General features: G+C 60.3%; 26 protein-coding genes and 1 pseudogene. 11 read left to right on the plus strand and 16 right to left on the minus strand.

Going from position 1 to position 25,443, the window contains the following annotated elements; genetic code table 11:
• Positions 1-14 precede the first annotated feature (14 nt).
• Both HBO19_RS14830 and HBO19_RS14835 read right to left on the minus strand, forming a co-directional pair.
• Positions 15-1,376 carry a heavy metal sensor histidine kinase gene (locus tag HBO19_RS14830; RefSeq protein ID WP_170057758.1) on the minus strand — a complete coding sequence of 454 codons (1,362 nt, stop codon included), beginning with the start codon at positions 1,374-1,376 and terminating at the stop codon, positions 15-17.
• Positions 1,376-2,056 (minus strand): heavy metal response regulator transcription factor, encoded by a 681-nt coding sequence (locus tag HBO19_RS14835; protein WP_169954168.1) that lies wholly within the window; start codon positions 2,054-2,056, stop codon positions 1,376-1,378. The genes HBO19_RS14830 and HBO19_RS14835 overlap by 1 nt, the downstream gene beginning before the upstream one ends.
• A 154-nt stretch (positions 2,057-2,210) precedes the next feature.
• Here HBO19_RS14835 and HBO19_RS14840 point away from each other — a divergent pair, with 154 nt between their 5' ends.
• Both HBO19_RS14840 and queF read left to right on the plus strand, forming a co-directional pair.
• Positions 2,211-2,735 carry a cupredoxin family protein gene (locus HBO19_RS14840; RefSeq protein ID WP_169954167.1) on the plus strand — a complete coding sequence of 175 codons (525 nt, stop codon included), beginning with the start codon at positions 2,211-2,213 and terminating at the stop codon, positions 2,733-2,735.
• Positions 2,736-2,801: 66 nt separating this feature from the next.
• A complete protein-coding gene (queF, locus tag HBO19_RS14845) occupies positions 2,802-3,632 on the plus strand; it encodes an NADPH-dependent 7-cyano-7-deazaguanine reductase QueF (protein ID WP_169954166.1) in 831 nt (276 codons plus the stop codon).
• 139 nt (positions 3,633-3,771) lie between these two features.
• On the opposite strand, the gene HBO19_RS14850 is transcribed toward queF, so the two are convergent.
• Positions 3,772-4,038, minus strand: coding sequence for a DUF4404 family protein (locus HBO19_RS14850; RefSeq protein ID WP_076961288.1), 267 nt, complete (start codon positions 4,036-4,038; stop codon positions 3,772-3,774).
• 110 nt (positions 4,039-4,148) lie between these two features.
• Complete coding sequence (locus HBO19_RS14855; RefSeq protein ID WP_170057759.1) at positions 4,149-4,760, minus strand: HAD family phosphatase; 612 nt, start codon at positions 4,758-4,760, stop codon at positions 4,149-4,151.
• 195 nt (positions 4,761-4,955) lie between these two features.
• On the opposite strand from HBO19_RS14855, the gene HBO19_RS14860 reads away from it, so the two are divergent.
• Positions 4,956-5,642 carry a VacJ family lipoprotein gene (locus HBO19_RS14860; protein WP_169954164.1) on the plus strand — a complete coding sequence of 229 codons (687 nt, stop codon included), beginning with the start codon at positions 4,956-4,958 and terminating at the stop codon, positions 5,640-5,642.
• Between the two features lie 59 nt (positions 5,643-5,701).
• Here the strand turns inward: HBO19_RS14860 and HBO19_RS14865 are convergent, their stop codons facing one another.
• The gene (locus tag HBO19_RS14865; protein ID WP_170057760.1) at positions 5,702-5,998 is read right to left on the minus strand and encodes a PilZ domain-containing protein; all 297 of its coding nucleotides are present in this window, start codon (positions 5,996-5,998) and stop codon (positions 5,702-5,704) included.
• 277 nt (positions 5,999-6,275) lie between these two features.
• On the opposite strand from HBO19_RS14865, the gene rssB reads away from it, so the two are divergent.
• The gene (gene rssB, locus HBO19_RS14870; protein ID WP_032863287.1) at positions 6,276-7,457 is read left to right on the plus strand and encodes a two-component system response regulator RssB; all 1,182 of its coding nucleotides are present in this window, start codon (positions 6,276-6,278) and stop codon (positions 7,455-7,457) included.
• Positions 7,457-7,939, plus strand: coding sequence for an anti-sigma factor antagonist RssC (rssC, locus tag HBO19_RS14875; protein ID WP_029293846.1), 483 nt, complete (start codon positions 7,457-7,459; stop codon positions 7,937-7,939). The genes rssB and rssC overlap by 1 nt, the downstream gene beginning before the upstream one ends.
• A gap of 132 nt (positions 7,940-8,071) precedes the next feature.
• Here the strand turns inward: rssC and tal are convergent, their stop codons facing one another.
• The 5 genes from tal to HBO19_RS14900 form a co-directional block, all read right to left on the minus strand.
• Complete coding sequence (gene tal / locus HBO19_RS14880) at positions 8,072-8,998, minus strand: transaldolase (RefSeq protein WP_169954162.1); 927 nt, start codon at positions 8,996-8,998, stop codon at positions 8,072-8,074.
• Positions 8,999-9,241: 243 nt separating this feature from the next.
• Positions 9,242-10,234 (minus strand): tRNA dihydrouridine(20/20a) synthase DusA, encoded by a 993-nt coding sequence (dusA, locus tag HBO19_RS14885; protein WP_169954161.1) that lies wholly within the window; start codon positions 10,232-10,234, stop codon positions 9,242-9,244.
• Between the two features lie 90 nt (positions 10,235-10,324).
• Positions 10,325-10,873, minus strand: coding sequence for a cytochrome b (locus HBO19_RS14890; protein WP_170057761.1), 549 nt, complete (start codon positions 10,871-10,873; stop codon positions 10,325-10,327).
• Positions 10,874-11,015: 142 nt separating this feature from the next.
• The gene (locus HBO19_RS14895; RefSeq protein ID WP_170057762.1) at positions 11,016-11,906 is read right to left on the minus strand and encodes an alpha/beta hydrolase; all 891 of its coding nucleotides are present in this window, start codon (positions 11,904-11,906) and stop codon (positions 11,016-11,018) included.
• Complete coding sequence (locus tag HBO19_RS14900; RefSeq protein WP_170057763.1) at positions 11,903-12,973, minus strand: sugar phosphate isomerase/epimerase family protein; 1,071 nt, start codon at positions 12,971-12,973, stop codon at positions 11,903-11,905. The genes HBO19_RS14895 and HBO19_RS14900 overlap by 4 nt, the downstream gene beginning before the upstream one ends.
• Before the next feature lie 108 nt (positions 12,974-13,081).
• On the opposite strand from HBO19_RS14900, the gene HBO19_RS14905 reads away from it, so the two are divergent.
• A complete protein-coding gene (locus HBO19_RS14905) occupies positions 13,082-13,708 on the plus strand; it encodes a TetR/AcrR family transcriptional regulator (RefSeq protein WP_170057764.1) in 627 nt (208 codons plus the stop codon).
• 275 nt (positions 13,709-13,983) lie between these two features.
• Complete coding sequence (mqo, locus tag HBO19_RS14910; protein ID WP_170057765.1) at positions 13,984-15,630, plus strand: malate dehydrogenase (quinone); 1,647 nt, start codon at positions 13,984-13,986, stop codon at positions 15,628-15,630.
• 115 nt (positions 15,631-15,745) lie between these two features.
• Here mqo and HBO19_RS14915 read toward each other — a convergent pair whose 3' ends face one another.
• The 3 genes and pseudogenes from HBO19_RS14915 to ppnN all read right to left on the minus strand — a co-directional run bounded on the left by HBO19_RS14915 (position 15,746) and on the right by ppnN (position 17,788).
• Positions 15,746-16,120, minus strand: coding sequence for a hypothetical protein (locus tag HBO19_RS14915; protein WP_170057766.1), 375 nt, complete (start codon positions 16,118-16,120; stop codon positions 15,746-15,748).
• Between the two features lie 84 nt (positions 16,121-16,204).
• Positions 16,205-16,303, minus strand: a pseudogene (locus HBO19_RS28500) (AbrB family transcriptional regulator); the annotation flags it as partial.
• Positions 16,304-16,414: 111 nt separating this feature from the next.
• Positions 16,415-17,788, minus strand: a complete 1,374-nt coding sequence (gene ppnN, locus HBO19_RS14920; protein WP_169954154.1) for a nucleotide 5'-monophosphate nucleosidase PpnN — start codon at positions 17,786-17,788, stop codon at positions 16,415-16,417.
• A 328-nt stretch (positions 17,789-18,116) separates the two neighbouring features.
• Between ppnN and fabV the strand changes: the two genes are divergently transcribed.
• Positions 18,117-19,310 (plus strand): enoyl-ACP reductase FabV, encoded by a 1,194-nt coding sequence (gene fabV, locus HBO19_RS14925; RefSeq protein WP_169954153.1) that lies wholly within the window; start codon positions 18,117-18,119, stop codon positions 19,308-19,310.
• A 209-nt stretch (positions 19,311-19,519) separates the two neighbouring features.
• Positions 19,520-20,143 (plus strand): HAD family phosphatase, encoded by a 624-nt coding sequence (locus HBO19_RS14930; protein WP_169953326.1) that lies wholly within the window; start codon positions 19,520-19,522, stop codon positions 20,141-20,143.
• On the opposite strand, the gene HBO19_RS14935 is transcribed toward HBO19_RS14930, so the two are convergent.
• Positions 20,140-21,045 (minus strand): LysR family transcriptional regulator, encoded by a 906-nt coding sequence (locus HBO19_RS14935; protein ID WP_170057872.1) that lies wholly within the window; start codon positions 21,043-21,045, stop codon positions 20,140-20,142. The two genes, HBO19_RS14930 and HBO19_RS14935, sit on opposite strands and share 4 nt — an antisense overlap.
• Before the next feature lie 98 nt (positions 21,046-21,143).
• Between HBO19_RS14935 and HBO19_RS14940 the strand changes: the two genes are divergently transcribed.
• Complete coding sequence (locus HBO19_RS14940) at positions 21,144-22,310, plus strand: aspartate aminotransferase family protein (RefSeq protein WP_170057767.1); 1,167 nt, start codon at positions 21,144-21,146, stop codon at positions 22,308-22,310.
• Here HBO19_RS14940 and punR read toward each other — a convergent pair.
• On the minus strand, positions 22,302-23,219 hold the full coding sequence (gene punR / locus HBO19_RS14945) for a DNA-binding transcriptional activator PunR (RefSeq protein ID WP_169953328.1): 918 nt from the start codon (positions 23,217-23,219) through the stop codon (positions 22,302-22,304). The two genes, HBO19_RS14940 and punR, sit on opposite strands and share 9 nt — an antisense overlap.
• Positions 23,220-23,341: 122 nt before the next feature.
• Between punR and punC the strand changes: the two genes are divergently transcribed.
• A complete protein-coding gene (gene punC, locus HBO19_RS14950; protein WP_169953329.1) occupies positions 23,342-24,526 on the plus strand; it encodes a purine nucleoside transporter PunC in 1,185 nt (394 codons plus the stop codon).
• Here punC and HBO19_RS14955 read toward each other — a convergent pair.
• Positions 24,523-25,356 carry a nucleoside-binding protein gene (locus HBO19_RS14955; RefSeq protein ID WP_170043402.1) on the minus strand — a complete coding sequence of 278 codons (834 nt, stop codon included), beginning with the start codon at positions 25,354-25,356 and terminating at the stop codon, positions 24,523-24,525. The genes punC and HBO19_RS14955 overlap by 4 nt on opposite strands.
• Between the last annotated feature and the right edge of the window lie 87 nt (positions 25,357-25,443).

Genomic DNA, 25,443 nt, shown 5'->3' on the forward strand with positions numbered 1-25,443 from the left:
CCGCCCAGCTTGCCTCAAACCCCCTGTGGCAACTCAATCACAAGCCGCGTCCACCCCGGTTGTGATTCACAGAAAATCCTCCCCCCATGCGCCCGCACAATCGACTGGGTAATCGCCAACCCCAGCCCCGCATGCTCACTGCTGCCTTCATGCCGAGCCGGATCTGCGCGGTAGAACCGGTCAAACAGCTTGGGCAGCAGCCCTTGGGGAATCCCGGTCCCGGTGTTTTCCACACTCAGTGTCACGCCCTGGGCGTTTTCGCTGATCCTCACTCGTACTTCGCCACCCGGCGGGGTAAAGCGCACGGCGTTGTCCAACAGATTGGAAAACGCCCGGCGCAGCATGCTGCGGTCACCGGCGGCACTGGCGCTGCCGTCGCGCAGCAGGTTGACCTGGGCGTCCTCGGCCAACGGCGCGAAGAACTCCAGCAAGGCATCCACCTCGTCGGCCAGGGCCAGGGGTTCGCGTTTGGGGTTGAGCAAACCGTGGTCGGCCTTGGCCAGGTACAGCATGTCGTTGACCAGTTGGGCCATCCATTGCAGCTCTTCCAGATTGCTGTGCAGCGCTTCGCGGTAGTCTTCCAGCGGCCGGGGTTGGGTGAGGATCACCTGGGTCTGGGTCAGCAGGTTGGATAACGGTGTGCGCAGTTCGTGGGCGATATCGGCAGAGAACGCCGATAGCCGCTGGAACGCATCATCGAGGCGGCCAAACATCGCATTGAAGGCCTGGGCCAGTTCCGCCAGTTCGGCGGGCATCTGTTCCTGGGGCAGGCGCTGGGTCAGGGAGTGAGCGCGGATATTGCTGGCCACTTCGGTCATTCGCCGCAGGGGCCGCAGCCCGCTGCGCGCGGCCCAGGCGCCAAGGAGCGCGGTCGCCAGGGCGGACAGGCCGACTGTCAGCCAGATCAGGTGTTGCATGCGTTGCAGGAAGTGCTGGTGATGGGTGATGTCGAGCATCAGGACCAACTGCGCAGAACCGGGCTGGGCGGGGTTCAACGCAGCGTTGTACACCCGGTAGCTGGTGCCGGCGCTTTGCAGGCTGTGCAGGCCGGGCGCGGTGGGCAGGTCGACGGGGATGCGCGGCGCGCTGTCAAACCAGCGCTGGCCGTCGGCGGCGTTGACGCGCACGGCCAGGTCCGGTTGATGGCTCAGTTCGTCTGTCAGTGCGGCCACGCGTTGGGCGAACAGCGCCGGGGTGTCGGCGCCTTGCAGGGCACTGCGCAGGGCCAGCAGCTTGCTGTCGAGCAATTGCTGGTCGAGTTCGATGAAGTGCTTTTCGCTGGCCTGGCTGAACAATACGCCTGCCAGCAGCGAGACCACGGCGGTGCAGCCGGCAAACAGCAGGGCCAGGCGGCTGGCCAGGGAGAGGCGTTTCATCAACTGAATCGCTCTTCCAGCACATAGCCCATGCCGCGCACGGTGTGGATCAGCTTGTTGGGGAAGCCGTCATCGATCTTCAAGCGCAGGCGGCGGATGGCCACTTCGATGATATTGGTGTCGCTGTCGAAATTCATGTCCCAGACCTGGGAGGCGATCAGCGACTTGGGCAACACTTCGCCCTGGCGGCGCAGGAGCATTTCCAGCAGGGCGAACTCCTTGGCGGTGAGGTCGATACGCTGGCCGCTGCGCTCCACGCGGCGCCGGATCAGGTCCAGGCGCAGGTCGGCCAGGTGCAGGTTGGTTTCCTGGGGTGTGCTGCTGCCGCGGCGCAACAGGCTGCGCACCCGGGCCAGCAGTTCGGAGAACGCGAATGGCTTGACCAGGTAGTCGTCAGCGCCCAACTCCAGGCCGTGGACCCGATCTTCCACCGCATCCCGTGCCGTCAGGAACAGCACCGGGATTTCCAGGCCGGCACTGCGCACCGCCTGCAGGATCTGCCAGCCGCTGCGGCCCGGCAGCATCACATCGAGAATCAGCAAGTCGTAGTCACCCGTCAGCGCCAAGTGCTGGCCGGTGGTGCCGTCGGCCACCAGTTCGGTATTGAACCCGGCTTCGGCCAGGCCCTGGCGCAGGTATTGGCCGGTTTTGGGTTGGTCTTCGACGATCAGCAGTTTCATAGGCAACTCATGACGGGGTAGCAGCGGGCTTTATACCGTGCGCGCCGGTGGGCTGGCGCAACCTGACAAAGTTGTAATCTAGCAGTCAGGTAACTGGCAGCGGTGCATTATTAGAGTGTCCCACAGGCTGGTCTTATACCTTTGGAGGATAAACATGTTTTTGCGTAAATCTGGGTGGCTGGCAGGTTGCTTGATGATGTTGAGCGTCCCGGCGCTGGCCGATGGCGCTCACACGTTTGCCTTTGGCGAGGCGGCGCCGGCGACCAAGGCCACTCGTACGGTGGAAGTGGTGCTGCAGGATATTTCCTTTGCACCCACCTCACTTGATGTAAAGGCCGGTGAGACGGTGCGCTTTGTGCTGGTCAACAAGGGGCAGCTGCTGCATGAGTTCAACCTGGGTGACGCAAGCATGCATGCCGATCACCAGAAAGAAATGCTCAAGATGCAAGCCAGTGGCATGTTGACCGCCACCGGCATGGGCCAGATGGATCACGCGGCGATGGGCCATGGTGATATGGGGGGCATGAAGCATGACGATCCCAACAGCGTGCTGGTGGAGCCAGGCAAGACCGCGCAATTGACCTGGACCTTCAGCAAGGCTGGGGCCCTGGAGTTCGCTTGCAACCTCCCCGGGCATTACCAGGCGGGGATGGTCGGCAAGCTGACTGTTGCCCCCTGACGCGCGGGTTAAGGCCGGGAGCAAAGGCTGGTAGACTGGCGGGGTTTATTTAGCCAGGTTTCCGCCATGCATCCCGCAGCCGAACATTCGCCGCTGGGCAAGTCCAGTGAATACATCTCCACTTACACCCCTTCATTGCTGTTCCCTATCCCTCGCGCCGCCAAATGGGCCGAGCTGGGCCTCACCGCCCAGACGCTGCCTTACAAGGGCGTGGATTTCTGGAACTGTTTTGAACTGTCCTGGCTGCTGCCGTCTGGCAAGCCGGTGGTGGCTATCGGTGAGTTCAGCATCCCGGCTGACTCGCCGAACATCATCGAGTCAAAGTCCTTCAAGCTCTACCTCAACTCGTTGAACCAGACGCCGTTTGCCGATGTGTCCAACCTTGAGGCGACCTTGCGTGCCGACTTGAGCGCGGCGGCCGGCAAACCCGTGGGTGTGCGCATCCGCAGCCTGGCCGAGGTGGAAGACGAAGGCGTGGTGCGCCTGCCGGGGGTGTGCATCGATGACCTGGATATCAGTGTCAGCAACTACGAGCATCCGCGTCCGGAATTGCTGCGTTGCGATGATTCCCGTGTGGTGGAGGAGAGCGTGCACAGCCACCTGCTCAAGTCCAACTGCCCGGTGACCAGCCAGCCGGACTGGGGCAGCGTGGCGGTGGAATACCGTGGCGCGGCGCTGGACCATGCGAGCCTGTTGGCATACCTGGTGAGCTTCCGCCAGCACTCGGACTTTCATGAGCAGTGCGTGGAGCGGATCTTTCTCGACCTGCAGCGGTTGCTCAAGCCGCAGAAGTTGACGGTGTATGCGCGGTATGTGCGTCGCGGTGGGTTGGATATCAACCCCTATCGCAGTACCGAGGCTGTGCAGTTCCAGAACCTGCGCCTGGCTCGCCAGTAAGCTTTACACCACACAAATGTGGGAGCGGGCTTGCTCGCGATAGCGATGTTTCAGTCAATATCTTCGGTGACTGGCACTCCGTTATCGCGAGCAAGCCCGCTCCCACATTTTTTGGTTCTGGGTTTGGCCTGGATGCGGATTAGATCCCGATATTGCCCAGGGTCACCACAATATTGCGCAATGTCCCGGCTATGCCCGGATGCTCCAGCTCGAAGCGTTCTACAGCCAGGTTGACACCGTCGGCAAGGCTGGGGTTCTGAGTGGCAGGTTCTAGTTCCAGTTGCACTTCAAACTTGGCAATCAACGCTTCCAGCGCTTCGCGTTTTTCCAGCGACAGAGGCGGGTCCTGGTTCAATTGCTCGCGCAGGATGGAAACCTGTTCTTGCAGTTTTTCGCGGGCAGGCATGGCGTTCTTCCTTTTATCAATAGGCACTGGCATAGACCACGGCACGCCGAGAAAGGTCTACGGGACGACCTGTAGATTAATCCACTGGCGGCGACTGTGCATGATCTTGATCAGGGCTTCTCGCCTTTGAGCCGGCGCAGGCCGATGTCCGCCAGGCAGGTGCCCAGTTCACCCAGGTGATCAATCACCGAGTGCACGCCAAGCCCGTACAGCGCGACGGTGGCCTTGGCGCGCTTGTGTTCGCGTGCCTGTTCGTCCAGCGCTTGCCATTGGCCAGGGGAGAGCCCGCAGAGGGAGCCGCAGGACGCCAGGCCAATCGTCCAGAGCCCAGCGTTGAGCCCTGATTGCAGCAGCCGCGGCTCGCCACTGACCAGCACGCAGCCATCCAGGTGTGCGATGTTCAACTCCATCAACGCTTGCCAGCAGGCATGGGGCGCAGGCCAGGGGGCGGTCGCAGGGCGGCAGCCATGCACCCAGCCGGGCAGGGCTGCGGCCAGCGGGGTGGTGACGGCGCAAGGCAACTCATCCAGCCAGGCGCAGGGGGTGCCTTGGGTGTTGAGCCATTGCAGGATATTCAGGGCACCAGGGGTGGCCAGGGTTTCGGCTGCGGGGACGGTGTTGGCGTGGGCCGTGGAACCGAAGTCCACCAGGCAACCACTGAGCCCAAACAACACGGCGGTCAGGGAAGGGGCGTTGTCTGCAACGATCTGGGGGTGGGGCATTTCGACGTCCCTGAAAATAGCTGTGACGCTATCGGAGGTCCGTGACAGGCAGATGACACCTGATGAGATTGTAGGGAATTTGTACATTTTCTGAATGACAATTCCGTCAAGCTGCCTAATCCTACACTTCCGTCATATACTGCCGCCTTATTCAGGGCATAGCGCCCATGACAGATCATCCAAGGAGTTCAAGCTATGCGCTGGAGCCAGTGTCTTGCTCAACTATCGGTATGTGCCAGCGTCCTGCTGGTGCCTTTCGCCGCCCAGGCTGCAGAAGAAGATCCGTGGGAGAGCATCAACCGCCCGATCTTCACGTTCAACGACACCGTTGATACCTATGCACTGAAGCCATTGGCCCAGGGCTACCAGTTCATCACCCCGCAATTTGTCGAAGACGGTATCCACAACTTCTTCCGCAATATCGGCGATGTGGGCAACCTGGCCAACAACGTGCTGCAACTCAAGCCGCATCAGGCCGGTGTCGATACCGCGCGCTTGCTGGTCAACACCACGTTTGGCGTGCTGGGCTTGGTTGATGTCGGCACCAAAATGGGGCTGCAGCGCAGCGATGAAGACTTTGGCCAGACCCTCGGTTACTGGGGCGTGGGCAGCGGTCCGTACGTGATGCTGCCGCTGCTGGGCCCGAGCACCCTGCGTGATGCACCGTCCAAGTATGTCGACAGCTACACCGAACCGTACCGCTACATGAACGACATTCCTACGCGCAACAGCGCCATGGGCCTGGATATCATCGATACCCGCGCCAGCCTGCTGTCGGCTGAAAAGCTGATCAACGGCGACAAATACACCTTTATTCGCAATGCCTACCTGCAGAACCGCGAGTTCAAGGTCAAGGACGGCAATGTAGTGGATGACTTTTAAGGTGAAACCTTGAATGAAAAAGGCGGCCCTTGAGGCCGCCTTTTTTGTGTGCATTGATTTCAGTACATCGTGAGGATTTTCAGGCCCAGGTGTTGGTCGTTGCCTTCTTTCCTGGCCCAGACCACCTCGGTGTCCGCCTCAAGGCCCTTGAGCGCGGCGTGTTCTGAGTCGATACGCACCTTCAGTTGGTCGCCAACGTTGAACGGATGCTGCGCCTGGACCTGCATGCCAGAGCTGGAGAGGTCCAGGCAGACCCCGGCAATCTCTTGCCCGGCATGGATCAGCGACACGTCCGCCTCCACCCGCATGCGGATGAAATCGCGCTTTTCTGCGTAGTCACGTTCATTTGCGCTCATAGCTTTCATCCTTCCATTGCGTTGTGGTTTTGCCTGTTCTTATAACTCCCGGTGATTTGCGATGTAAAGACGCCCAGCGACCATCGGCATGAGCTTGAAACCCCTGGCGGATGGGAGTACCGTCTGCGCCTTAGAAGGGCACCTCTGCTTTACCTTTGTGCGTGGGCCAACAGCTCATGTTTTGTAGGACAGAGAGGCTAGAAAGCGAATCCAGTAGTGCGAGCCGGGCCATTGCCTGACTGCCTACGCCAACCTAATTCTGGCGCCGTTTGCCCACATGCAAAAAACCAGTGCCACGCTGCTGATAATCGATGACGACGAAGTAGTGCGCGCGAGCCTCGCGGCCTATTTGGAAGACAGTGGCTTCAGCGTCCTGCAGGCCGGCAATGGTCTTCAGGGTCTCCAGGTGTTCGAGCGCGACCAGCCCGACCTGGTGATCTGCGACCTGCGCATGCCCCAGATGGGCGGCCTTGAGCTGATCCGCCAGGTGACCGAGCTTGCCCCGCAGACGCCGGTCATTGTCGTGTCGGGTGCCGGAGTGATGAACGACGCCGTGGAAGCCTTGCGCCTGGGCGCCGCCGATTACCTGATCAAGCCCCTGGAAGACCTGGCCGTCCTGGAACACTCGGTGCGCCGTGCACTGGACCGTGCCCGCCTGCTGCTGGAAAACCAGCGCTACCGCGAAAAGCTCGAAACCGCCAACCGTGAACTCGAGGCCAGCCTCAACCTGCTCCAGGAAGACCAGAACGCCGGTCGCCAGGTGCAGATGAACATGCTGCCGGTCAGCCCGTGGAGCATCGACGAGTTCCAGTTCGCCCACCAGATCATCCCGTCGCTGTACCTGTCGGGGGATTTTGTCGACTACTTCCGCGTGGATGAGCGCCGTGTTGCGTTCTACCTGGCCGATGTCTCCGGGCACGGCGCATCTTCTGCATTCGTGACTGTGTTGTTGAAGTTCATGACCACACGGCTGTTGTTCGAATCCAAGCGCAACGGCACTTTGCCGGAGTTCACTCCCTCGCAAGTGCTGGGCCACATCAACCGGGGCCTGATCAGCTGCAAGCTGGGCAAGCACGTGACGATGGTGGGCGGCGTGATTGATGAAGAAACGGGTCTTTTGACCTACAGCATTGGCGGTCACCTGCCATTGCCGGTTTTATACACTCCAGACAGTGTGCGTTATCTGGAAGGGCGTGGTCTGCCGGTGGGTTTGTTCAACGAAGCCACCTATGAAGATCACATCCTGGAACTGCCACCGGCCTTCAGCCTGACGCTGATGTCCGATGGCATCCTGGACCTTCTTCCAGAGCCTACACTCAAAGAGAAAGAAGCCGCCTTGCCCCAACGGGTAAGGTCGGCGGGCGGCAGCCTGGATGGCCTGCGGCAGGTTTTTGGATTGGCCACGCTAGGGGAGATGCCGGATGATATCGCCCTATTGGTGTTGAGCAGGAATCTTTGATGAGTACCGGAAGAATCCAATTCGCCGAGCAAGACGGGACCTTCGTCCTGAAGTTTGTCGGTGAAGTGCGCCTGACCTTGTGTTCGGCGCTGGATGCAACGATTGAGCGGATTTTCACAGCCTTGAATTTCTCGGCGATCGTGATCGATCTGACCGAAACCCGCAGCATCGATAGCACCACCCTTGGGCTGTTGGCCAAGTTGTCCATTCTGTCGCGGCAGAAGGTTGGACTGCTGCCGACCGTCGTCACCACACACGAAGACATCACCCGGCTGTTGCAGTCGATGGGTTTCGACCAGGTGTTCAACATCGTCGATCGCCCGATCCCCTGTCCGGAATGCCTGACCGACTTGCCTTCCCAGGACCAGTCCGAGGAAGTGGTGCGGCTCAAGGTGCTGGAAGCGCACAAGATCCTGATGGGCCTGAACGAATCCAACCGCGAGGCGTTTCACGACCTGGTCAACGCCCTAGAGCGTCACTGATCTCACTGTTGAGCAAGGTCAAAATGCAGGAGCTGGCTTGCCTGCGATAGCGCCAGCCCAACCACTCATATTGAGCGGGTACAAAAAAGGGCGGCATCCCAAAGATGCCGCCCTTTTTGCCGCGCTCGCTTTTTACAGCTTGGCGCTCAACAACGCCTCCAGCTTCTCCTGATCCCGGGCAAACTGACGAATCCCCTCAGCCAGCTTCTCAGTGGCCATCGCATCCTCGTTGGACTCCCAACGGAACTGCGCCTCGGTCATATGCACGCGAGGTTCGCCGGCGTGGCCTGGCGCCAACTTGCGCTCGAGCTTGCCATTGTCGGCCGCCAGCTTCTCCAGCAAGTCCGGGCTGATGGTCAGGCGGTCGCAACCGGCCAACTCCTCGATCTGGCTCAGGTTGCGGAAGCTCGCGCCCATCACCACAGTCTTGTAGCCATTGGCCTTGTAGTAGTTGTAGATGCGGGTGACCGACTGCACGCCTGGATCATCGGCGCCGATGTAGTCGTTGCCGTTGGCCTTTTTGTACCAGTCGTAGATACGACCGACAAACGGTGAAATCAGGAACACCCCGGCTTCCGCGCAGGCCACGGCCTGGGCGAAGGAGAACAACAGGGTCAGGTTGGTCTGGATGCCTTCCTTTTCCAGTTGCTCGGCGGCACGAATGCCTTCCCAGGTGGACGCGATCTTAATCAGCACGCGGTCGCGGCCAATACCTGCCTTTTCGTACAAGTCGATCAGACGATGCGCACGCTTGAGTACCGCGTCAGTGTCGAACGACAGGCGCGCATCCACCTCGGTGGAAATGCGTCCTGGCACCACTTTCAGGATCTCCTGGCCCACAGCCACCGCAAAGCGGTCACTGGCCAGGCCCACATCACCGTTGCAATCCTGCACGCAGGCATCCAGCAACTTGGCGTAGCCTGGAATTGACGCAGCCTTGAGCAAAAGGGAAGGGTTGGTGGTGGCATCCTGTGGCTTGACGCGAGCGATAGCTTCAAAATCGCCGGTGTCGGCAACTACAGTGGTGAATTGCTTGAGTTGTTCCAGCTTGGAAGTCATGGGCGTGCTCTGTCCTATGGGTCTGATGACATTACCCGAGGGTTGCTAGCCGCTCAAGGGCGCAAATGCGTTCGATCGTTTGCGAGGGCAACAACCTGAAAACAGCCGTTTGAATGACCGGCCGTGCTGCTAGATAGGAGGGCAGAATCGCCATCAGGTTCCGCCTGCACCGCGATCAAAATGTGGGGCTGGCCCGCGATAGCGCTGGACCCAGTCGTCCAATAAGCCGACTGACCGGCTCCGTCAGTGGCCCTCCAGCAACGCCCCAGCCTGATCCAACAAAGCCAACGGATCGCTGGCCTTATGAATATCCACCGACAACAACTGCCGAAACCTGCGAGCCCCCGAAAAACCGGTGCCCAACCCCAACACATGCCGCGTAATGTGATGCATCGCCCCACCAGTGGCCAGGTGTTCGGCGATATAAGGCCGCAACTTCGCCAACGCCTCGGCCCGACTGATCACCGGCGCCGTACTGTCAAACAGCCGCTGATCCACTTCTGCCAGTAAATACGGATTGTGATAAGCCTCACGCCCCAGCATTACCCCATCAAACACCTGCAAATGCTCTTCGCATTGCTCCAGCGTCTTGATCCCGCCATTGAGAATAATCTCCAACTCGGCAAAATCCCGCTTCAATTGCGCCGCTACGTCATAACGCAACGGCGGAATGTCCCGATTCTCCTTGGGCGACAACCCCTCCAGAATCGCAATCCGCGCATGCACTGTAAAACTGGTGCAACCCGCGTCTTTCACCTGCCCGACGAAATCACACAACTGGGCATAACTATCCCGGCCATTAATCCCGATACGGTGCTTGACCGTCACCGGAATCGACACCGCATCACGCATCGCCTTTACACAGTCCGCCACCAGAGCGGGGTGCCCCATCAGGCACGCGCCGATCATATTGTTCTGCACCCGGTCGCTGGGGCAGCCGACGTTCAGATTCACTTCGTCGTAGCCTGCATCCTCGGCCATGCGGGCACAGGCAGCCAAATCGGCTGGAACACTGCCGCCCAGTTGCAACGCCAGTGGGTGCTCGGCCTCGTTGTGGCGCAGGAAACGTTCGTGGTCACCGCGGAGGATGGCGCCGGTGGTGACCATTTCGGTGTAGAGCAGGGCGTGCTTGGAGAGGAGACGTAGGAAAAAGCGGCAATGGCGGTCGGTCCAATCCATCATCGGTGCAACCGAAAACCGGCGGGAAAGTGGCATTGATGCAATTTGTAGAGGCATTGAAGTATCTGGACGGGGAAGGCGAAGGGCGATCAGTTTATCAGGAACGGAGTGGCCTCGTTGAGGCCAGGTATCCGGGGCGTTTCCACATCAGTCGACGCGCCCCGGCAGCATCCCCGCCAGTACCTTGTCCTTATCAACAAAGTGATGCTTCAGCGCCACCATCACATGCCCTCCCACAAGAGCACCGCATAACCACGCGCTGTAGGTATGAATTGCCTTTGCCAGGTCATAGAGACTCTTATCCGCCTCCACCAGCGGCGGTAGCAGGAATAAGCCGGCAACCAGGATGGGTTTGTCCGCCACCGAACTCCAGTACCAGCCGGATATCGGCAGTCCGACTAGCGCCACGATATACAGCAACAGGTGGCCAATGAGCGCAGCACGCTTGACCATCGGTGTCATGGTGTCGGGCATCGCCGGCGCTGCATGGGTCAGGCGCCAGGCGATACGTAGGACGATAAGCAACAGCAGGGTGCTAGCCATCGCCTTGTGTAAAAAAGTGAGTTGATGCTGCGGGTTTAATTCATCGCGCCAGTGAACGGCCACGATTCCCACCAGCCAGGCGGCAATCCAGATGAGCGCCATGCTCCAGTGCAGCCACTTTGCCGTGGCTGTATAGCTTTTTGCCTGTGTCATCTGGATACGCGCTTCCCTTTTGAGTAGGCGCGATTATCGACAATTGGGCAGGGCTGAAAACCATAAAAACTTGATGATTCCCATCGACTTTCCTGATTCCAGCACGCCCGAGGTTGTTCCGTCACTCCTCTGGCCTGAGCCTTTAGCTTTCAGGATGCGCCTGCAGAAAACCAAGCAGATGTTCCACGAATGCCTGCGGTGCCTCCTCCATCACAAAATGCCCGCAATCGGCGATGATCGCCCCGCGCAGGTCGGTTGCGTGCCCCTGGAGCGTCACCAGGGGGGCGTCGTTAGTGGCATGTTCGGCGCCGATGGCCAGTACCGGCATTTCCAGCATGCGGGTAGCGCGCTCGGTGTTTTGCCGGATGGTTTCGGGAATCGCGCGGTAATAGTCGAACCCTGCGCGCAAGCCACCGGGTGTCGAATAGGCGCGAATGTAGACGTCGGACGCAACGGAGTCGCGGTGAAATGACCAGCGGTCGAACATGAAGTTGAGGTACGTTTCCTCCCGTCCGGTGATGAGGGCTTCGGGCAGGTCCTGGATCTGGTTGAAGAGGAAGTGCCACAGGAAGATGTTTTGTTCCGGCGCCACAAAAATCGGCGGCGGCGGGGCCAGGCCGGGTATGACGGCTTCGGTTACGGTCAGTGTGCGCACGGCGTGTGGCTGGTCACTTGCCAGCGCATAGCCGATCCACATGCCGACATCGTGCCCGACCAGGTGATAGCGCGGGATGCCGAGCTCCAGCATCGTCCGATGGAGCACGTCGGCAATATTGCCGGTGTCGAAGCCCAGTGCAGGACGGTCTGAGTTGCCCAGGCCTGGCGGGTCGACGGCAATGGCCTGGAAGCCCTGAATTGCCAGGGCTTGCATGATATGCCGGAAGGCGTACCAGGTTTGTGGCCAGCCCGGGACCAGCAACACCGGTTGCCCGGCGCCGGCCATGACGCAGTGGATTTTCTTGCCGTCGATTCGCACGTAGTGGTGTGTGAAATCGTCACTGGTATCGATGGGTAGGGCGGTGCGAGCGTTCATGGTCGTGCCTCGTGCTGAAGGCCGAGCATGGCCTGGATCTGCCGCTGATCGACCGGCGCACCGGCGAAGTCGTCAAAGGCCCGGTCGGTGACTTTAATGATATGTCGATTGATGAACTCGACGCCTTCGCAGGCTCCGTCCTCCTGGTTTTTCAAGCAGCACTCCCATTCCAGCGTGGCCCAGCCCGGATAGTCGTATTGGGCGAGTTTGGAGAAAATGCCTTTGAAATCCACCTGGCCATCACCCAGTGAGCGAAAACGCCCGGCACGGTTGGCCCAGTCGCTGTAGCCACCGTAGATACCTTGGCGGCCGGTGGCGTTGAACTCGGCGTCCTTGACATGAAACATGCGGATGAACGACTTGTAAATGTCGAGGTAGCTCAAGTAGTCCAGTTGTTGCAGCACGAAGTGGCTGGGGTCGAACAGGATCCGACAGCGCGGATGCTGGTCAACCCGTTCGTAGAAACGCTCGAAACTGGTGCCGTCGTGGAGGTCCTCGCTGGGGTGGATTTCGTAGCAGAGGTTGACGCCTTGCTCGTCGGCAAGGTCCAGCAGCGGTCGCCAGCGTCGGGCCAGCTCATCGAATGCGGCATCGATAAGACCTTCCGGGCGTTGCGGGAAGGGGAACAGATAGGGCCAGGCGAGGGAGCCGGAAAACGTGCCCAGGTCTTCAAGGCCAAGCCGTTGCGAGGCCGTGATGGTCCATTTCATGCGTTCGATCGCCCATTCGGTACGGGCCTGGGGTTTGCCCCGCAGCGGCGCTGGAATGGATGCGTCCCACAACGCGTCGTAGGCAGGATGCACCGCCACCAGTTGGCCAAAAATATGGCTGGTCAATTCACTGATCTGCAGGCCGTGGTCGCCGAGCATGCCCTTGATGTCATCGCAGTACGCCTGGCTTTGCGCGGCCAGTTCGATATTGAAGAGTCGGCTGTCCCAGGCCGGAATCTGCAGCGCCTTGAAGCCTTGCGCCTTGGCCCACTGAGCGATGTTCTCCAGGTTGTTGAAAGGCGGCTCGGCGGCACTGAATTGTGCCAGGTGCAAACTGGGTCCTTTAAGCGTACGCATCATGTGTTCCTATTGTTTGTCGATTGACAAAGAATAGGCCCGTCCATTCATTACCGTCAACTCGATATGGGTTAAAGTGATGAAATCACACCCACAGGTAAGCAATTAATGGCCGGACGTCCGCGCGAATTTGATAGGGAAGCGGCATTGCAGCGCGCCATGTTGTTGTTCTGGGAACAAGGGTACGAGGGCACCAGCATGTCGGCGCTGGTTGAGGCACTGGGCATTGCCTCGGCGAGGATTTACGCCGCTTTTGGCAGCAAGCAGGCGCTGTTCCGTGAGGCGGTGGCGTTATATGAAAGCGGCGAGGGTGGTTTTGCCGACTATGCGCTGGCGCAGGCAGACCTGAAAAGCGCGATCAGGGGCATGCTGGAGGATGCCATCAGCACTTACACGCAATCGGGTCGGCCCGGCGGCTGCCTGGTGGTGAGTGCCGCAAGCAGTACCAGCCCGGACGGCGCCGAGGTTCAGCAATGGCTGCGCGAGCACCGCCTGCAACGTACCCAGTCGATTATCGACAGGTTGCAGCGCGGGCAGGAAAGCGGCGAGCTTGGCGCGGGTGCCGACGTGCAGGCACTGGGGGACTTTTATGCGACCTTTTTGCACGGTATTTCCATCCAGGCGAGGGATGGCGTTACACCTGAGCGTCTTCGCCAGTCTGTCGAGGTGGCGCTGAGCCTGTTGCCAACACGACCGTCAAGTCCAGAACAGACGCCCGATCCCGCCGGAGCATGATATTCTGCGCGCCATCTTGGTCTATTCTCTCTCTGGTACGCACTCCCGAATGCGTACCGGCAGGGTAGCTGTCGCCGAGGTAGCTGAAGCCAATAATGATAAGAAGTCAGCGCAGAAGGGACATAAAAGTGAGGTCGATACGTCGGCCTTGTGTGCCCACCCTGCAGTACTTGCGAGTACGGGAACCCGCCAGACGTGGCCTGATGTTTGGCGCACCACGGTTGCCGGAAGGTCGAGGGCGGTAGGGCGGAAGGCGTTTTATCATAGGTGCTACGATGTTTAAAAAAGTGAACACTGCCCTGCTGGGTCTGGCTTTGTCGATGGGGATTACTTCCGTCCAGGCGGAAGAGGCAAAGAAAGTCGATGTGCTGCTGATCGGCGGCGGCATCATGAGTGCGACCCTGGGTGTATGGCTCAATGAGCTGCAGCCGGATTGGTCGATGGAGATGGTCGAGCGCCTGGATGGCGTCGCCGAAGAAAGCTCCAATGGTTGGAACAACGCCGGTACCGGTCACTCGGCCCTGGCTGAGCTGAACTACACCCCGGAAAACAAGGACGGCACCGTTGAGATCCCGAAAGCGGTCGAGATCAACGAAGCGTTCCAGATCTCCCGCCAGTTCTGGTCGTGGCAGGTTCAGCAAGGCGTTCTGAAGAACCCGCGTTCGTTCATCAACTCCACTCCGCACATGAGCTTTGTGTGGGGCGATGACAACATCAAGTTCCTGAAAAAGCGTTACGAAGCGCTGCAGGCGAGCCCGCTGTTTGCTGGCATGGAATATTCCGAAGATCCGGTACAGATCAAAAAGTGGGTTCCGCTGATGATGGAAGGGCGTGACCCGAACCAGAAAATCGCCGCGACCTGGACACCAATCGGTACTGACGTGAACTTCGGCGAGATCACCCGCCAGTTCGTCGCTCACCTGCAGACCACACCCAAGTTCGACCTGAAACTGTCGAGCGAAGTGCAGGACATCACCAAGAACGCCGACGGTTCGTGGCGTGTCAGCTACAAAAACCTGAAAGACGGCAGCAAGACCGAGACCGACGCCAAGTTCGTATTCATCGGCGCGGGCGGCGGTGCCCTACACTTGCTGCAGAAGTCGGGCATTCCTGAAGCCAAGGAATACGCAGGCTTCCCGGTGGGTGGCTCGTTCCTGGTGACCGAGAACCCAACGATTGCCGAGCAGCACCTGGCCAAGGCCTACGGTAAAGCTTCGGTTGGCGCGCCACCGATGTCGGTACCGCACCTGGACACCCGCGTGCTGGATGGCAAGCGCGTGATCCTGTTTGGCCCATTCGCGACCTTCTCCACCAAGTTCCTCAAAGAAGGCTCGTACCTGGACCTGCTGACCAGCACCACCACCCACAACATCTGGCCAATGACCAAAGTCGGTATTCGTGAATACCCACTGGTCGAGTACCTCGCTGGCCAACTGATGCAGTCCGATGACGACCGCTTCAAGGCGCTGCAAGAGTACTTCCCGAACGCCAAGAAAGAAGACTGGCGCCTGTGGCAAGCCGGTCAGCGTGTGCAGATCATCAAGCGTGACGAAGAGCAGGGCGGCGTCCTGAAACTCGGTACCGAAGTGGTCAGCTCCGCCGACAACACCATCGCCGGCCTGTTGGGTGCATCGCCAGGTGCGTCCACTGCAGCGCCGATCATGCTGACCGTGCTGGAAAAAGTGTTCAAGGACAAGGTCGCTACTCCGGCCTGGCAGGAAAAGCTGAAGCAGATCGTGCCGAGCTATGGCACCAAGCTGAACGGCAGCCCTGAGCGGGTTGCGCAAGAATGGGCCTACACTTCCAAGGTTCTGCAACTGACGCCTCCGCCAGCCATTCCGCAAATGGCTGCCCCACAGGCGACCGAGGCTGCCAAGCCTGCGGCCGAGCCGAGCAAGCCGGCGGCTGACATCGCGCTGTAAGCGGTTGACGAGGTCCTGAAACAGGATTGAGTCGCCAGTTAAAAACCCGCTGAACCGGTAACGGTCAGCGGGTTTTTTGATTGTGGAGCTTTATTGGAGCGCAACTGGGCTGGCTTTAGCCCGGCTTTTTCGTTCCCAGCAGCCGCACTTCCTTGAGCAGTGCCGCCCCCAATTGTTCGGTACCTAGCTCCTTGTACCCAACCGCCTTGATCTCACCGTTCTCTTCCGCCTGGATGATGATCACCGGCGTTTCCTTGCCTGTACCCGCTTCGACGTGCATGGCGTATTGGGGGATATCCAGCTTGATGGGCGTGCCTGCCGCCTTGCCTTTCACATTGATCAGAAACGCCGCACAGCCATTGTCGACATCGTCGTTGGTGGCAGAACGGCCGCTGACGAAACAGGTCTCTGGAAGGTCCGGCCAGGCGATGGTTTCTGCCAGGGCGAGGGTGGGGGTCAGGAGCAGGGCAGCGAGCAGAAGCGTGCGCACGTTGGGCAGTCTCTAATAAGGGCGGTGGAGCACAGGTTTTACCAAAGCAGGTCCGTTGCAGCAACGCCAAGGTATCCTGGCCAATCATCGCGCTTTTGCTCCCTGCGCGGCGACTGCCTGGCTCACCTGTTCAATGCTGACGGCCGTGGCGGGTTTGCGAATCAGGCCCTTGAGGTCCTGGACGCTATGGTAGGTGTCGCTGGTCTGAATAGGTAAAACCCTAGTCCGCCTTCATACCCTCGACACCCATCCGACAGCCCTAAAGCAATCCAACCTATGATCTGGCGATGTGCCTTACTGCACCACGCGATAGCACGGCACATACGCCGCGCCACCGGGCAGTTTCATCCGGTGTTGCTCCACAAACGCCTTCAACAGCTCATCCAGCGGCTTCATGATGCTCGGGTCGCCGTGGATCTCGTACGGGCCGTTCTGTTCGATCAGGCGGATGCCCTTGTCCTTGACGTTACCCGCCACAATCCCCGAGAACGCCCGACGCAGGTTGGCCGCCAGTTCATGGGGCGGCAGGGCATGGCTCAGTTGCAGGCTGGCCATGTTGGCGTGGGTCGGGTCGAACGGGCGCTGGAAGCCTTCGTCGATCTTCAGCAGCCAGTTGAAGTGGAAGGCATCGTTGCGCTCGCGGCGGAACTGTTTGACGGACTTGAGGCCCGCGGTCATCTGCCGGGCGACTTCGGCGGGGTCATCAATGATGATCTGGTAGTGGGCCTGGGCCGCCTCACCCAGGGTCGCGCCGACAAACGCATGCAACTGTTGCAGGTACGGCGCTGCCTGTTTTGGCCCGGTGAGGATGACCGGGAAGGGCACGTCACGGTTGTCCGGGTGCATGAGGATGCCCAGCAGGTACAGGAATTCTTCGGCCGTACCGGCGCCTCCCGGGAAGATAATGATGCCGTGGCCGACACGCACAAAGGCCTCCAGGCGTTTTTCGATATCCGGCAGGATCACCAGTTCGTTGACGATCGGGTTCGGCGCTTCGGCGGCGATGATGCCAGGCTCAGTGAGGCCCAGGTAGCGCCCGCCGGTGATGCGTTGCTTGGCGTGGGAAATAGTCGCGCCCTTCATCGGGCCTTTCATCACGCCCGGGCCGCAACCGGTGCACACATCGAGGCTGCGCAGGCCTAGTTCGTGCCCGACTTTCTTGGTGTATTTGTATTCTTCGGTATTGATCGAGTGCCCGCCCCAGCACACCACGATCTTCGGCTCGACACCCGGGCGCAGGGTGCGCGCGTTGCGCAACAGGTGGAACACGTAGTCGGTGATGCCCTGGGAGGTGCTCAGGTCGATGCGTTGGCTATCGAGCTCGTTTTCGGTGTAGACAATGTCGCGCAGGGCGCTGAACAGCATTTCCCGGGTGCTGGCGATCATTTCGCCATCCACGAACGCGTCGGCGGGCGCGTTCAACAGTTCCAGGCGCACGCCGCGATCCTGTTGATGGATGCGCACCTCAAAGTCCTTGTAGGCGTCGAGGATGGTCTTGGCATTGTCGATATGGGCGCCGGTGTTGAGAATTGCCAGGGCGCACTGGCGAAACAGCGTATAGATGCTGCCGGAACCGGCTTCGCTCAGTTGCTGGACTTCACGTTGCGACAGCGTTTCGAGACTGCCCTTGGGGCTGACGGAGGCATTGATGACTTGACGTTGAGGCATTCTTATTCCCTGAAAGCGCAGCCACCGGGCGCTGAACAGCCAGTGGCATGAGGATGACGAGCGCCGAATACGGTCGCACAGGACGGGCATTTTCCCTGCCCTACAGGCAGGACGCAAACTCCGCTCTGCCTCATCATGCCGCAGAATTTGCTGAATTCACGCCCTTGTCGGAAAAATATAGTGCCTTTGGCCAGTGTGGATTGGATTTTGCGAACAGAAGAATTGCGACTATCGTGACGCTTCGGTTTTTCGGACGTCATAGACCAGTACGATTGACGCCGTAATGGCCACCATTGGCCATCGGCACCTTGGAAGAGGCAGAAATTTTATGATCATCAAACCGCGGGTTCGTGGCTTTATCTGTGTGACCGCCCACCCAGTTGGCTGCGAAGCGAACGTCAAAGAGCAGATCGACTACGTGACCCAGCACGGTGCCATCGAAGGCGGCCCGAAGAAAGTCCTGGTGCTCGGTGCATCCACCGGTTACGGCCTGGCTGCGCGTATCAGTGCCGCTTTTGGTTGTGGCGCCGACACCCTTGGTGTGTTTTTTGAAAAAGAAGGCGAAGAAGGCAAGCTCAGCTCTGCCGGCTGGTACAACAGCGCCGCTTTCCACAAGTTTGCCGCACAAAAAGGCCTGTACGCCAAGAGCATCAATGGCGATGCGTTCTCTGACGAGATCAAGCGCCTGACCATCGAAACCATCAAGAAAGACCTGGGCAAGATCGACCTGGTGGTCTACAGCCTGGCCGCGCCACGCCGTACCGACCCGCAGGGCGTGGTGCACAACTCCACCCTCAAGCCGATCGGCAAGGCCGTGACCCTGCGTGGGATCAACACCGACAAGGGCGTTGTGGTCGACACCACGCTGGAGCCGGCGACCCAGGAAGAAATCGACGGCACCGTCAAAGTGATGGGCGGCGAAGACTGGCAGCTGTGGATCGACGCCCTGCGTGACGCCGACGTGCTGGCCGAAGGCGCCAAGACCACCGCGTTCACCTACCTGGGCGAAAAGCTCACCCAGGATATCTATTGGAATGGCTCCATCGGCGAGGCCAAGAAAGACCTCGACAAGAAAGTCCTGACCCTGCGCGACAACCTCGCCGCACTCAAGGGCGATGCCCGTGTCTCGGTGCTCAAGGCCGTGGTTACCCAGGCCAGTTCGGCGATCCCGATCATGCCGCTGTACCTGTCGCTGCTGTTCAAGGTGATGAAAGAGCAGGGCACCCACGAAGGTTGCATCGAGCAGGTCTACGGCCTGTTCAAGGACAGCCTGTACGGCAGCGAGCCGAAGCTTGATGCCGATGGCCGCCTGCGTGCTGACCTGGCTGAGCTGGAACCGAAAGTCCAGGACGCCGTGGCGGCGCTGTGGAACCAGGTGACCGATGACAACGTCAACGAGATCAGCGATTTTGCCGGCTACAAGGCAGAGTTCCTGCGCCTGTTCGGTTTCGAGATTGATGGCGTGGATTACGACGCTGACGTCAATCCGACCGTGAAGATCGAAGGTCTGGTCCAGGCTTAACCCCTTGTAGGAGCCGGCTTGCCGGCGAAAATCGTCAACGATTACGCGAGGTGCTTGGCGCCCCGTGGCGTTCTCGGGTTTTTCGCCGGCAAGCCGGCTCCTACAAAAGCTCACATTTAGGAACCGTCCTACCTTTCCTTGCTTGCCCCTTCTTGACCTCGGTGTGCCAGACTGCGTCCGTTATCACACTCGGCTAACGGAGGATCTTCATGACGATTCGTGCAGTAGTTTTTGACTTTGGCGGTGTCCTGTTCGATTGGAGCCCGCAGCATCTGTACCGCAAACTGATTACCGGTGACGAGGAGCGCCAATGGTTCCTCGAGAACATCTGCACCCAGGCCTGGAATACCGAACAGGACGCTGGACGCACCCTGGCTGAAGGCACCCACAGCCTGATTGCCAAACACCCGCAACATGAGGCGCTGATCCGGGCCTACTACGACCGCTGGCATGAAATGCTGCGCGGCTCGCTCGCCGACGGCGTGGCGATTCTCGAAGACTTGCATGAGGCCAAAGTGCCGCTGTTCGGCCTGACCAACTGGTCCGCAGAAACCTTCCCCTACGCCCGCGCCAACTATCCCTTCCTGAAACACTTTCGCAATATCGTGGTGTCCGGCGAGGTGAAGCTAATCAAGCCTGACCCGGCGATCTACCATGCCAGCCTCGACCAGGTGTGCGCCCATCTGCCGGATATCCAGCCCGAGGAGCTGGTGTTTATCGACGATGTGGCCGAAAACGCCCATGCCGCCAGCGCCCTGGGCTGGCACGGTATTCATCACGTATCACCCGCGCAGACCCGTCGTGAGCTACAGGCCCTGGGAGTGAGTTTCTAGCGCGCCCATTGTTCGATCGCAAAGTCGACGAAGGCCCGCAGCTTGGGCAGGCGATAGCGATCCTGTGCATATAAGAGGTGCATCGAGCGCGAGGGTGACTGATAGCCTGGCAGTAGCGCCACCAGCCGGCCGGCCTGCAGGTCGGCGCCAACCAGCGCGTCGGGCAGCATCACGATGCCCATGCCTTCGACGGCCGCGCGGTGCAGGGCCTGGGAACTGTTGATGGTCATGGGCCCGGATACGGCGACTTCGACTTCACCTGCTGCCCCCCGCAGGCGCCAGAGTTTGTCGGCGTTGCGCCAGTCATCGGTCGATGGGTAGGCGAATGCCAGGCAGTCATGCTCCTGCAAATCCATGGGCTGCTGCGGCGTACCCCGGCGGGCCAGGTAATCCGGCGACGCGCACAGGGTCATGGTGTAGTCCTGCAAGGGCCGGGCGATCAGGCTGGAAGGCTGCAGCTCTCCCAGGCGTATTGCGACGTCGAAGCCGCTGTCGATCAGGTCCATCGCTTGATTGCTCAGCACCACGTACAGCTGGATCTGCGGGTAGCGCCGGGAGAACTCGCTGAGCGCCGGTGCCAGGCGCTCGGCACCGAACGCGGGCGGCGCGGTGATGCGCAGCAGCCCTTGTGGCACCTCGCTGTGGATCTGTTCAGCCAACTGCTCGGAGTTGGCCACCAACCCCAGCACCTCCAGGCAGCGCTGGTAATAAAGGCCGCCGAACTCGGTCAGGCTTTGCTTGCGGGTAGTGCGCTTGAGCAGGCTGACGCCGAGGCGTTGCTCCAGGGCGCGTAGGTGGTTGCCGACCATGGTGGTCGACAGGCCGCACGCCTGGGCCGCTGCGGTCATGCTGCCGGTCTCCACCACTTTGACGTAGACGGTCATTGCCTGGAACAGGTCCATTATCAAGCCTTGGTTTAAAGTCATTGCAGATCTGCGCAGTTTATCCAGCTTGAGTGGCTAACGATACTGAGGCCCTGACTACGATGGAGCCCGATGCCATGACCGCCGCTTGCCTGATGAACACCTATCAACCCTTGCCCCTGAGCTTCACCCGTGGCCTGGGCACCCGCCTGTGGGACCAGCAGGGTCGTGAGTACCTGGATGCCGTGGCCGGTGTCGCCGTGACCAATGTCGGTCACTCCCATCCGCGACTGGCGGTGGCAATCAGCGAGCAGGCCGGCTTGCTGTTGCATACCTCCAACTTGTACGGCATCGACTGGCAGCAGCGCCTGGCCCAACGCTTGGCCCGGCTATCCGGCCTGGACCAGGCGTTCTTCAACAACTCCGGCGCCGAAGCCAATGAAACCGCGCTGAAACTGGCGCGCCTGTATGGCTGGAAAAAAGGCATCGAGCAGCCGCTGGTGGTGGTCATGGAGAACGCCTTCCACGGCCGCACCCTGGGCACCATGGCCGCCAGCGACGGGCCATCGGTGCGCCTGGGGTTCCAGCGTTTGCCGGGAGATTTCATCAAGGTCGGCTTTGGCGACCTGGCGGCACTGGACGCGGTGACCCGTGAGTTCGGGCCCAGGATAGTGGCTGTATTGCTGGAACCGATCCAGGGCGAAAGTGGCGTGCAACTGGCCCCGCCGGGTTATCTGCAGGCCTTGCGCGCCCACTGCAGCCAGCACGGTTGGTTATTGATGCTCGATGAGATCCAGACTGGCATTGGCCGGACCGGCACCTGGTTTGCTTTCCAGCAGGAGGGCATTGTCCCGGACGTCATGACCCTGGCCAAAGGCCTGGGCAACGGTATTCCGATTGGCGCCTGCCTGGCCCGTGCCTCGGTGGCCAAACTCTTCACCCCCGGCAGCCATGGCAGCACCTTTGGCGGTAATCCGCTGGCGTGTCGCGTGGGCTGTACGGTGCTGGATATCATCGAGGAACAAGGCCTGCTGGAGAACGCCGCGCGTCAGGGCGAGCGCCTCCTGGCGCGGCTGCGGGTGGAATTGAGCGAACATCCGCAGGTGCTGGCGATCCGTGGGCGCGGACTGATGATCGGCATTGAACTGGCCACGCCGCAGCGCGACCTGGCCGAACGGGCCGCACGCGAACAGGGATTGTTACTCAATGTCACGCGGGGCAAGGTTATTCGCCTGCTGCCGCCCCTGACCCTGGATAGCAAGGAAGTGGAGATGATTGTGCGGGGCATCGCTCGGTTACTGTGAAACGGGCCCGTTGAGCCACTCCTGGTTCATGGTCTGGCTATCCCCCAGGTAGTCCAGGAGCCAGGCCATGGCCGGTGACAGTTTGTCCTGGGCCCAGGCCACGCAGGACGGGCTGGCCGGGAAGGGCCGGGACAGTTCCAGGGCGGCCAGTTCGCCGCTGTCGATCAATGGCTGCACCAGGTGCGCCGGGACCATGCCCACGCACAGCCCGTCCTGCAGGCAATCCATGGCCGAGGCCCAGTTGGGGACCACCAGGCGTCGCTGGTTATCCAGGGTCCAGGTGTCGCGCTTGGGCAGGTTGCGTGAGGTGTCGGTCATGCACAGCGACGCAAAGGGCCGCAATTGATCGTCGCTGAGCAAACCCTCGACCTGTGCCAGCGGATGCCGGGCGCTGACCACGCACAGCCAGTTCAACAAGCCCATGTCGCGAAACGTGAAGTGGCTGGCCACCGGCACCGCGCTGGTGGCGCCGATCACAATATCGGTGCGCTCGTCTGCCAGGGCATCCCACACACCGTTGTACACCTCGTACTCCAGCAGCAGTTCCACTTCCGGGAACTGGCGATAGAAATCCAGCACCAGTTGCCGGCAGCGTTGCTGTTTGACGATGGAATCCACCGCCACTTTCAGCTGGCCGCTCCAGCCATTGGCCACTTGCTGGCACAGTCGGCGGGTGCCCAGCATGGTTTTCATCACGCCACGGGCCTCGTCGATAAACAGGCGGCCGGCGGGGGTCAGTTCCACATCCCGGTGGCGACGGATAAACAACGGCACCGCCAACCACTCCTCGATTTGCCGTACGGTGTAGCTGATGGCCGAGGGTACGCGGTGCAGTTCCTGGGCGGCGGCGCTAAAGCTGCCGTGACGGGCCACGGCATCCACCACGTCCAGGGAGTATTCGGACCACATGGGCATTGCCTTCAAAAATATTGATAAGAGTGTCCAATTATTATCGCTTCACAGCGCAACTGTCAGCCTCATAATAGGCGCCAGTCAGCAAATTGTTTGATGGCAGGACTAACAAGGCTTCAATGAAAAACTCTTTTGGTTTCACCTGGTACCTGGCGGGGCTGAGCATGCTCGGCTATCTGGCCATGGATATGTACTTGCCCGCGTTCGGCGCCATGGGCGAACACTTGCAGATTTCCCCCGGTGCGGTGGGGGCCAGTTTGAGCATCTTCCTCGCCGGTTTTGCCGTGGGGCAACTGCTCTGGGGCCCGCTGTCTGATCGCCTGGGACGCAAGCCGATCCTGTTGGCCGGCCTGAGCCTGTTCGTGCTCGGCTGCCTGGGGATGTTCTGGGTCGAGACCGCGCCGCAACTGCTGGCCTTGCGTTTTGTACAGTCGATTGGGGTGTGCAGCGCCGCAGTCAGTTGGCAGGCGCTGGTGATTGACCGGTACCCGGCTGACAAGGCGCACCGGGTGTTTGCCAGCATCATGCCGCTGATGTCCCTGTCACCGGCGCTGGCGCCGCTCTTGGGCGCGGTGGTATTGAATCACTGGGGCTGGCAGGCGATCTTCGCCGTGTTGCTGGGTATTTCGCTGTTGCTGCTATTACCGACCCTGTTTCTCAAATCCATGCCCAAACGCCTGGCCGCCGACGGCGAAAAACCCAGGTTGGGCTACGGGCAACTGTTCAAGTCGCGGGTGTTCATCGGCAATGTGCTGATCTTCGCCGCGTGCTCCGCCAGCTTCTTCGCCTGGCTCACGGCCTCGCCGTTTATTCTCGGTGGCATGGGTTACAGCCCTAATGACATCGGCCTGAGCTATGTGCTGCCGACCCTGGCGTTTCTGGTGGGTGGCTACAGTTGCCGCAGCGCCTTGCAACGGTTCCAGGGCAAACTCTTGTTGCCCTGGTTACTGGTGGCGTATTGCGTGAGCATGGTGGCGCTGTATTTGGTAGCGACCTTGACGGTGCCGACGCTGACCACCTTGCTGATTCCGTTCTGCTTGATGGCCCTGGTCAACGGCGCCAGCTACCCGATTGTAGTGGCGAATGCGCTGATGCCGTTTTCGGAAAACTCCGGCAAGGCTGCGGCACTGCAAAACACCCTGCAACTGGGCTTGTGCTTTGTCGCCAGCCTGCTGGTGTCGTCGCTGCTGGAGCAGCCATTGCTGGTCACGGTGATCGTGATGCTGGCGACCGCGCCGCTGGCGGTGTTGGGTTACTGGCTGGCGCGGCCCAAGTCGGACGAGTCGCAGTTGGCGGCAGCTTAAAACGTCACTTCCATATTCAGGGTTGGCGTTGAGGTGCGGCTGCCACGGCCGCCGTCCACGCCAAACTTGTTATGCCAGTATTCGTAGCCCACGCCCAGGTACAGGTTGGGCTTTACGCTTTTGCCCGGCCGGACGGCGACCATCAGTGCCGTGCGCATCAGCGTTTCTGCGGCGGTGTCGCGACTGTTGTAGTCGTGGCCCTTGTCGCCGACATGGTTGATGAACCCCTGGAACTTCGCGCCATGGTTGCCGAGCTCGAACGGGCGCATCCAGGTCAGGTTGAGCATGTAGGTGTCGTCGAAGGTGTGGTTCGGATCTTTCGCGCCTGGGATGCCGGAATGGTTGTTTTCCTTGTAGTACATCAGGCTCAGGTCCAGCACCCCGACCGTATTGAACTTCAGGGTCGGCCCGATCACCAGGGCGCGTTTTTTCGCCGACGCCAGGTTGTTGTTGCGGTTGGCGTCGAACCCCAGGGTCAGCGCGTAATCCTTGATCAGCCCGGTGCCCTGCGGCATGTCGAATACCCGTGATGCATACAACTGGTGCCGGTAGACCGCATACACCTCGCTGCCACCGTGATCGGTGCCCTTGCGCGGATCGCGGCTGTCGGACAGGAATACATCGAGATGTAGGAAGTTGCTGCCGTACTGGTAGCCGCTGGCGTGGGTGAAGCTGTAGATGCGCTTGCTGAAATCGTCAGGGTTGTTCGGATTGGTGAACTGTTGCCCGTAGCGAAATCCTACGCTGTTGTTCATCCATTCCACCGCGACAGCCTCCCCGCCGCCGAGGAGCGTGAGTAATACGGTTGCGCCGTGCAGTGCCTTTTTCATTGTTTTAGTTCCTTTGGCGTTTGGCTCATGGCAGCCGTGCAGGGGCCGCCGGGCGCAGTATCGACACAACCGCCGTGCTGCTCAAAG

The organism is Pseudomonas sp. WS 5021 (assembly GCF_012985535.1).
Lineage (GTDB): Bacteria > Pseudomonadota > Gammaproteobacteria > Pseudomonadales > Pseudomonadaceae > Aquipseudomonas.

Bases quoted from the DNA above. Each gene is read 5' to 3' on its own strand.
- HBO19_RS14830 (WP_170057758.1), bottom strand. From the start codon at position 1,376: ATGAAACGCCTCTCCCTGGCCAGCCGCCTGGCCCTGCTGTTTGCCGGC.
- HBO19_RS14835 (WP_169954168.1), bottom strand. From the start codon at position 2,056: ATGAAACTGCTGATCGTCGAAGACCAACCCAAAACCGGCCAATACCTG.
- HBO19_RS14840 (WP_169954167.1), top strand. From the start codon at position 2,211: ATGTTTTTGCGTAAATCTGGGTGGCTGGCAGGTTGCTTGATGATGTTG.
- queF (WP_169954166.1), top strand. From the start codon at position 2,802: ATGCATCCCGCAGCCGAACATTCGCCGCTGGGCAAGTCCAGTGAATAC.
- HBO19_RS14850 (WP_076961288.1), bottom strand. From the start codon at position 4,038: ATGCCTGCCCGCGAAAAACTGCAAGAACAGGTTTCCATCCTGCGCGAG.
- HBO19_RS14855 (WP_170057759.1), bottom strand. From the start codon at position 4,760: ATGCCCCACCCCCAGATCGTTGCAGACAACGCCCCTTCCCTGACCGCC.
- HBO19_RS14860 (WP_169954164.1), top strand. From the start codon at position 4,956: ATGCGCTGGAGCCAGTGTCTTGCTCAACTATCGGTATGTGCCAGCGTC.
- HBO19_RS14865 (WP_170057760.1), bottom strand. From the start codon at position 5,998: ATGAGCGCAAATGAACGTGACTACGCAGAAAAGCGCGATTTCATCCGC.
- rssB (WP_032863287.1), top strand. From the start codon at position 6,276: ATGCAAAAAACCAGTGCCACGCTGCTGATAATCGATGACGACGAAGTA.
- rssC (WP_029293846.1), top strand. From the start codon at position 7,457: ATGAGTACCGGAAGAATCCAATTCGCCGAGCAAGACGGGACCTTCGTC.
- tal (WP_169954162.1), bottom strand. From the start codon at position 8,998: ATGACTTCCAAGCTGGAACAACTCAAGCAATTCACCACTGTAGTTGCC.
- dusA (WP_169954161.1), bottom strand. From the start codon at position 10,234: ATGCCTCTACAAATTGCATCAATGCCACTTTCCCGCCGGTTTTCGGTT.
- HBO19_RS14890 (WP_170057761.1), bottom strand. From the start codon at position 10,873: ATGACACAGGCAAAAAGCTATACAGCCACGGCAAAGTGGCTGCACTGG.
- HBO19_RS14895 (WP_170057762.1), bottom strand. From the start codon at position 11,906: ATGAACGCTCGCACCGCCCTACCCATCGATACCAGTGACGATTTCACA.
- HBO19_RS14900 (WP_170057763.1), bottom strand. From the start codon at position 12,973: ATGCGTACGCTTAAAGGACCCAGTTTGCACCTGGCACAATTCAGTGCC.
- HBO19_RS14905 (WP_170057764.1), top strand. From the start codon at position 13,082: ATGGCCGGACGTCCGCGCGAATTTGATAGGGAAGCGGCATTGCAGCGC.
- mqo (WP_170057765.1), top strand. From the start codon at position 13,984: ATGTTTAAAAAAGTGAACACTGCCCTGCTGGGTCTGGCTTTGTCGATG.
- ppnN (WP_169954154.1), bottom strand. From the start codon at position 17,788: ATGCCTCAACGTCAAGTCATCAATGCCTCCGTCAGCCCCAAGGGCAGT.
- fabV (WP_169954153.1), top strand. From the start codon at position 18,117: ATGATCATCAAACCGCGGGTTCGTGGCTTTATCTGTGTGACCGCCCAC.
- HBO19_RS14930 (WP_169953326.1), top strand. From the start codon at position 19,520: ATGACGATTCGTGCAGTAGTTTTTGACTTTGGCGGTGTCCTGTTCGAT.
- HBO19_RS14935 (WP_170057872.1), bottom strand. From the start codon at position 21,045: ATGGACCTGTTCCAGGCAATGACCGTCTACGTCAAAGTGGTGGAGACC.
- HBO19_RS14940 (WP_170057767.1), top strand. From the start codon at position 21,144: ATGACCGCCGCTTGCCTGATGAACACCTATCAACCCTTGCCCCTGAGC.
- punR (WP_169953328.1), bottom strand. From the start codon at position 23,219: ATGTGGTCCGAATACTCCCTGGACGTGGTGGATGCCGTGGCCCGTCAC.
- punC (WP_169953329.1), top strand. From the start codon at position 23,342: ATGAAAAACTCTTTTGGTTTCACCTGGTACCTGGCGGGGCTGAGCATG.
- HBO19_RS14955 (WP_170043402.1), bottom strand. From the start codon at position 25,356: ATGAAAAAGGCACTGCACGGCGCAACCGTATTACTCACGCTCCTCGGC.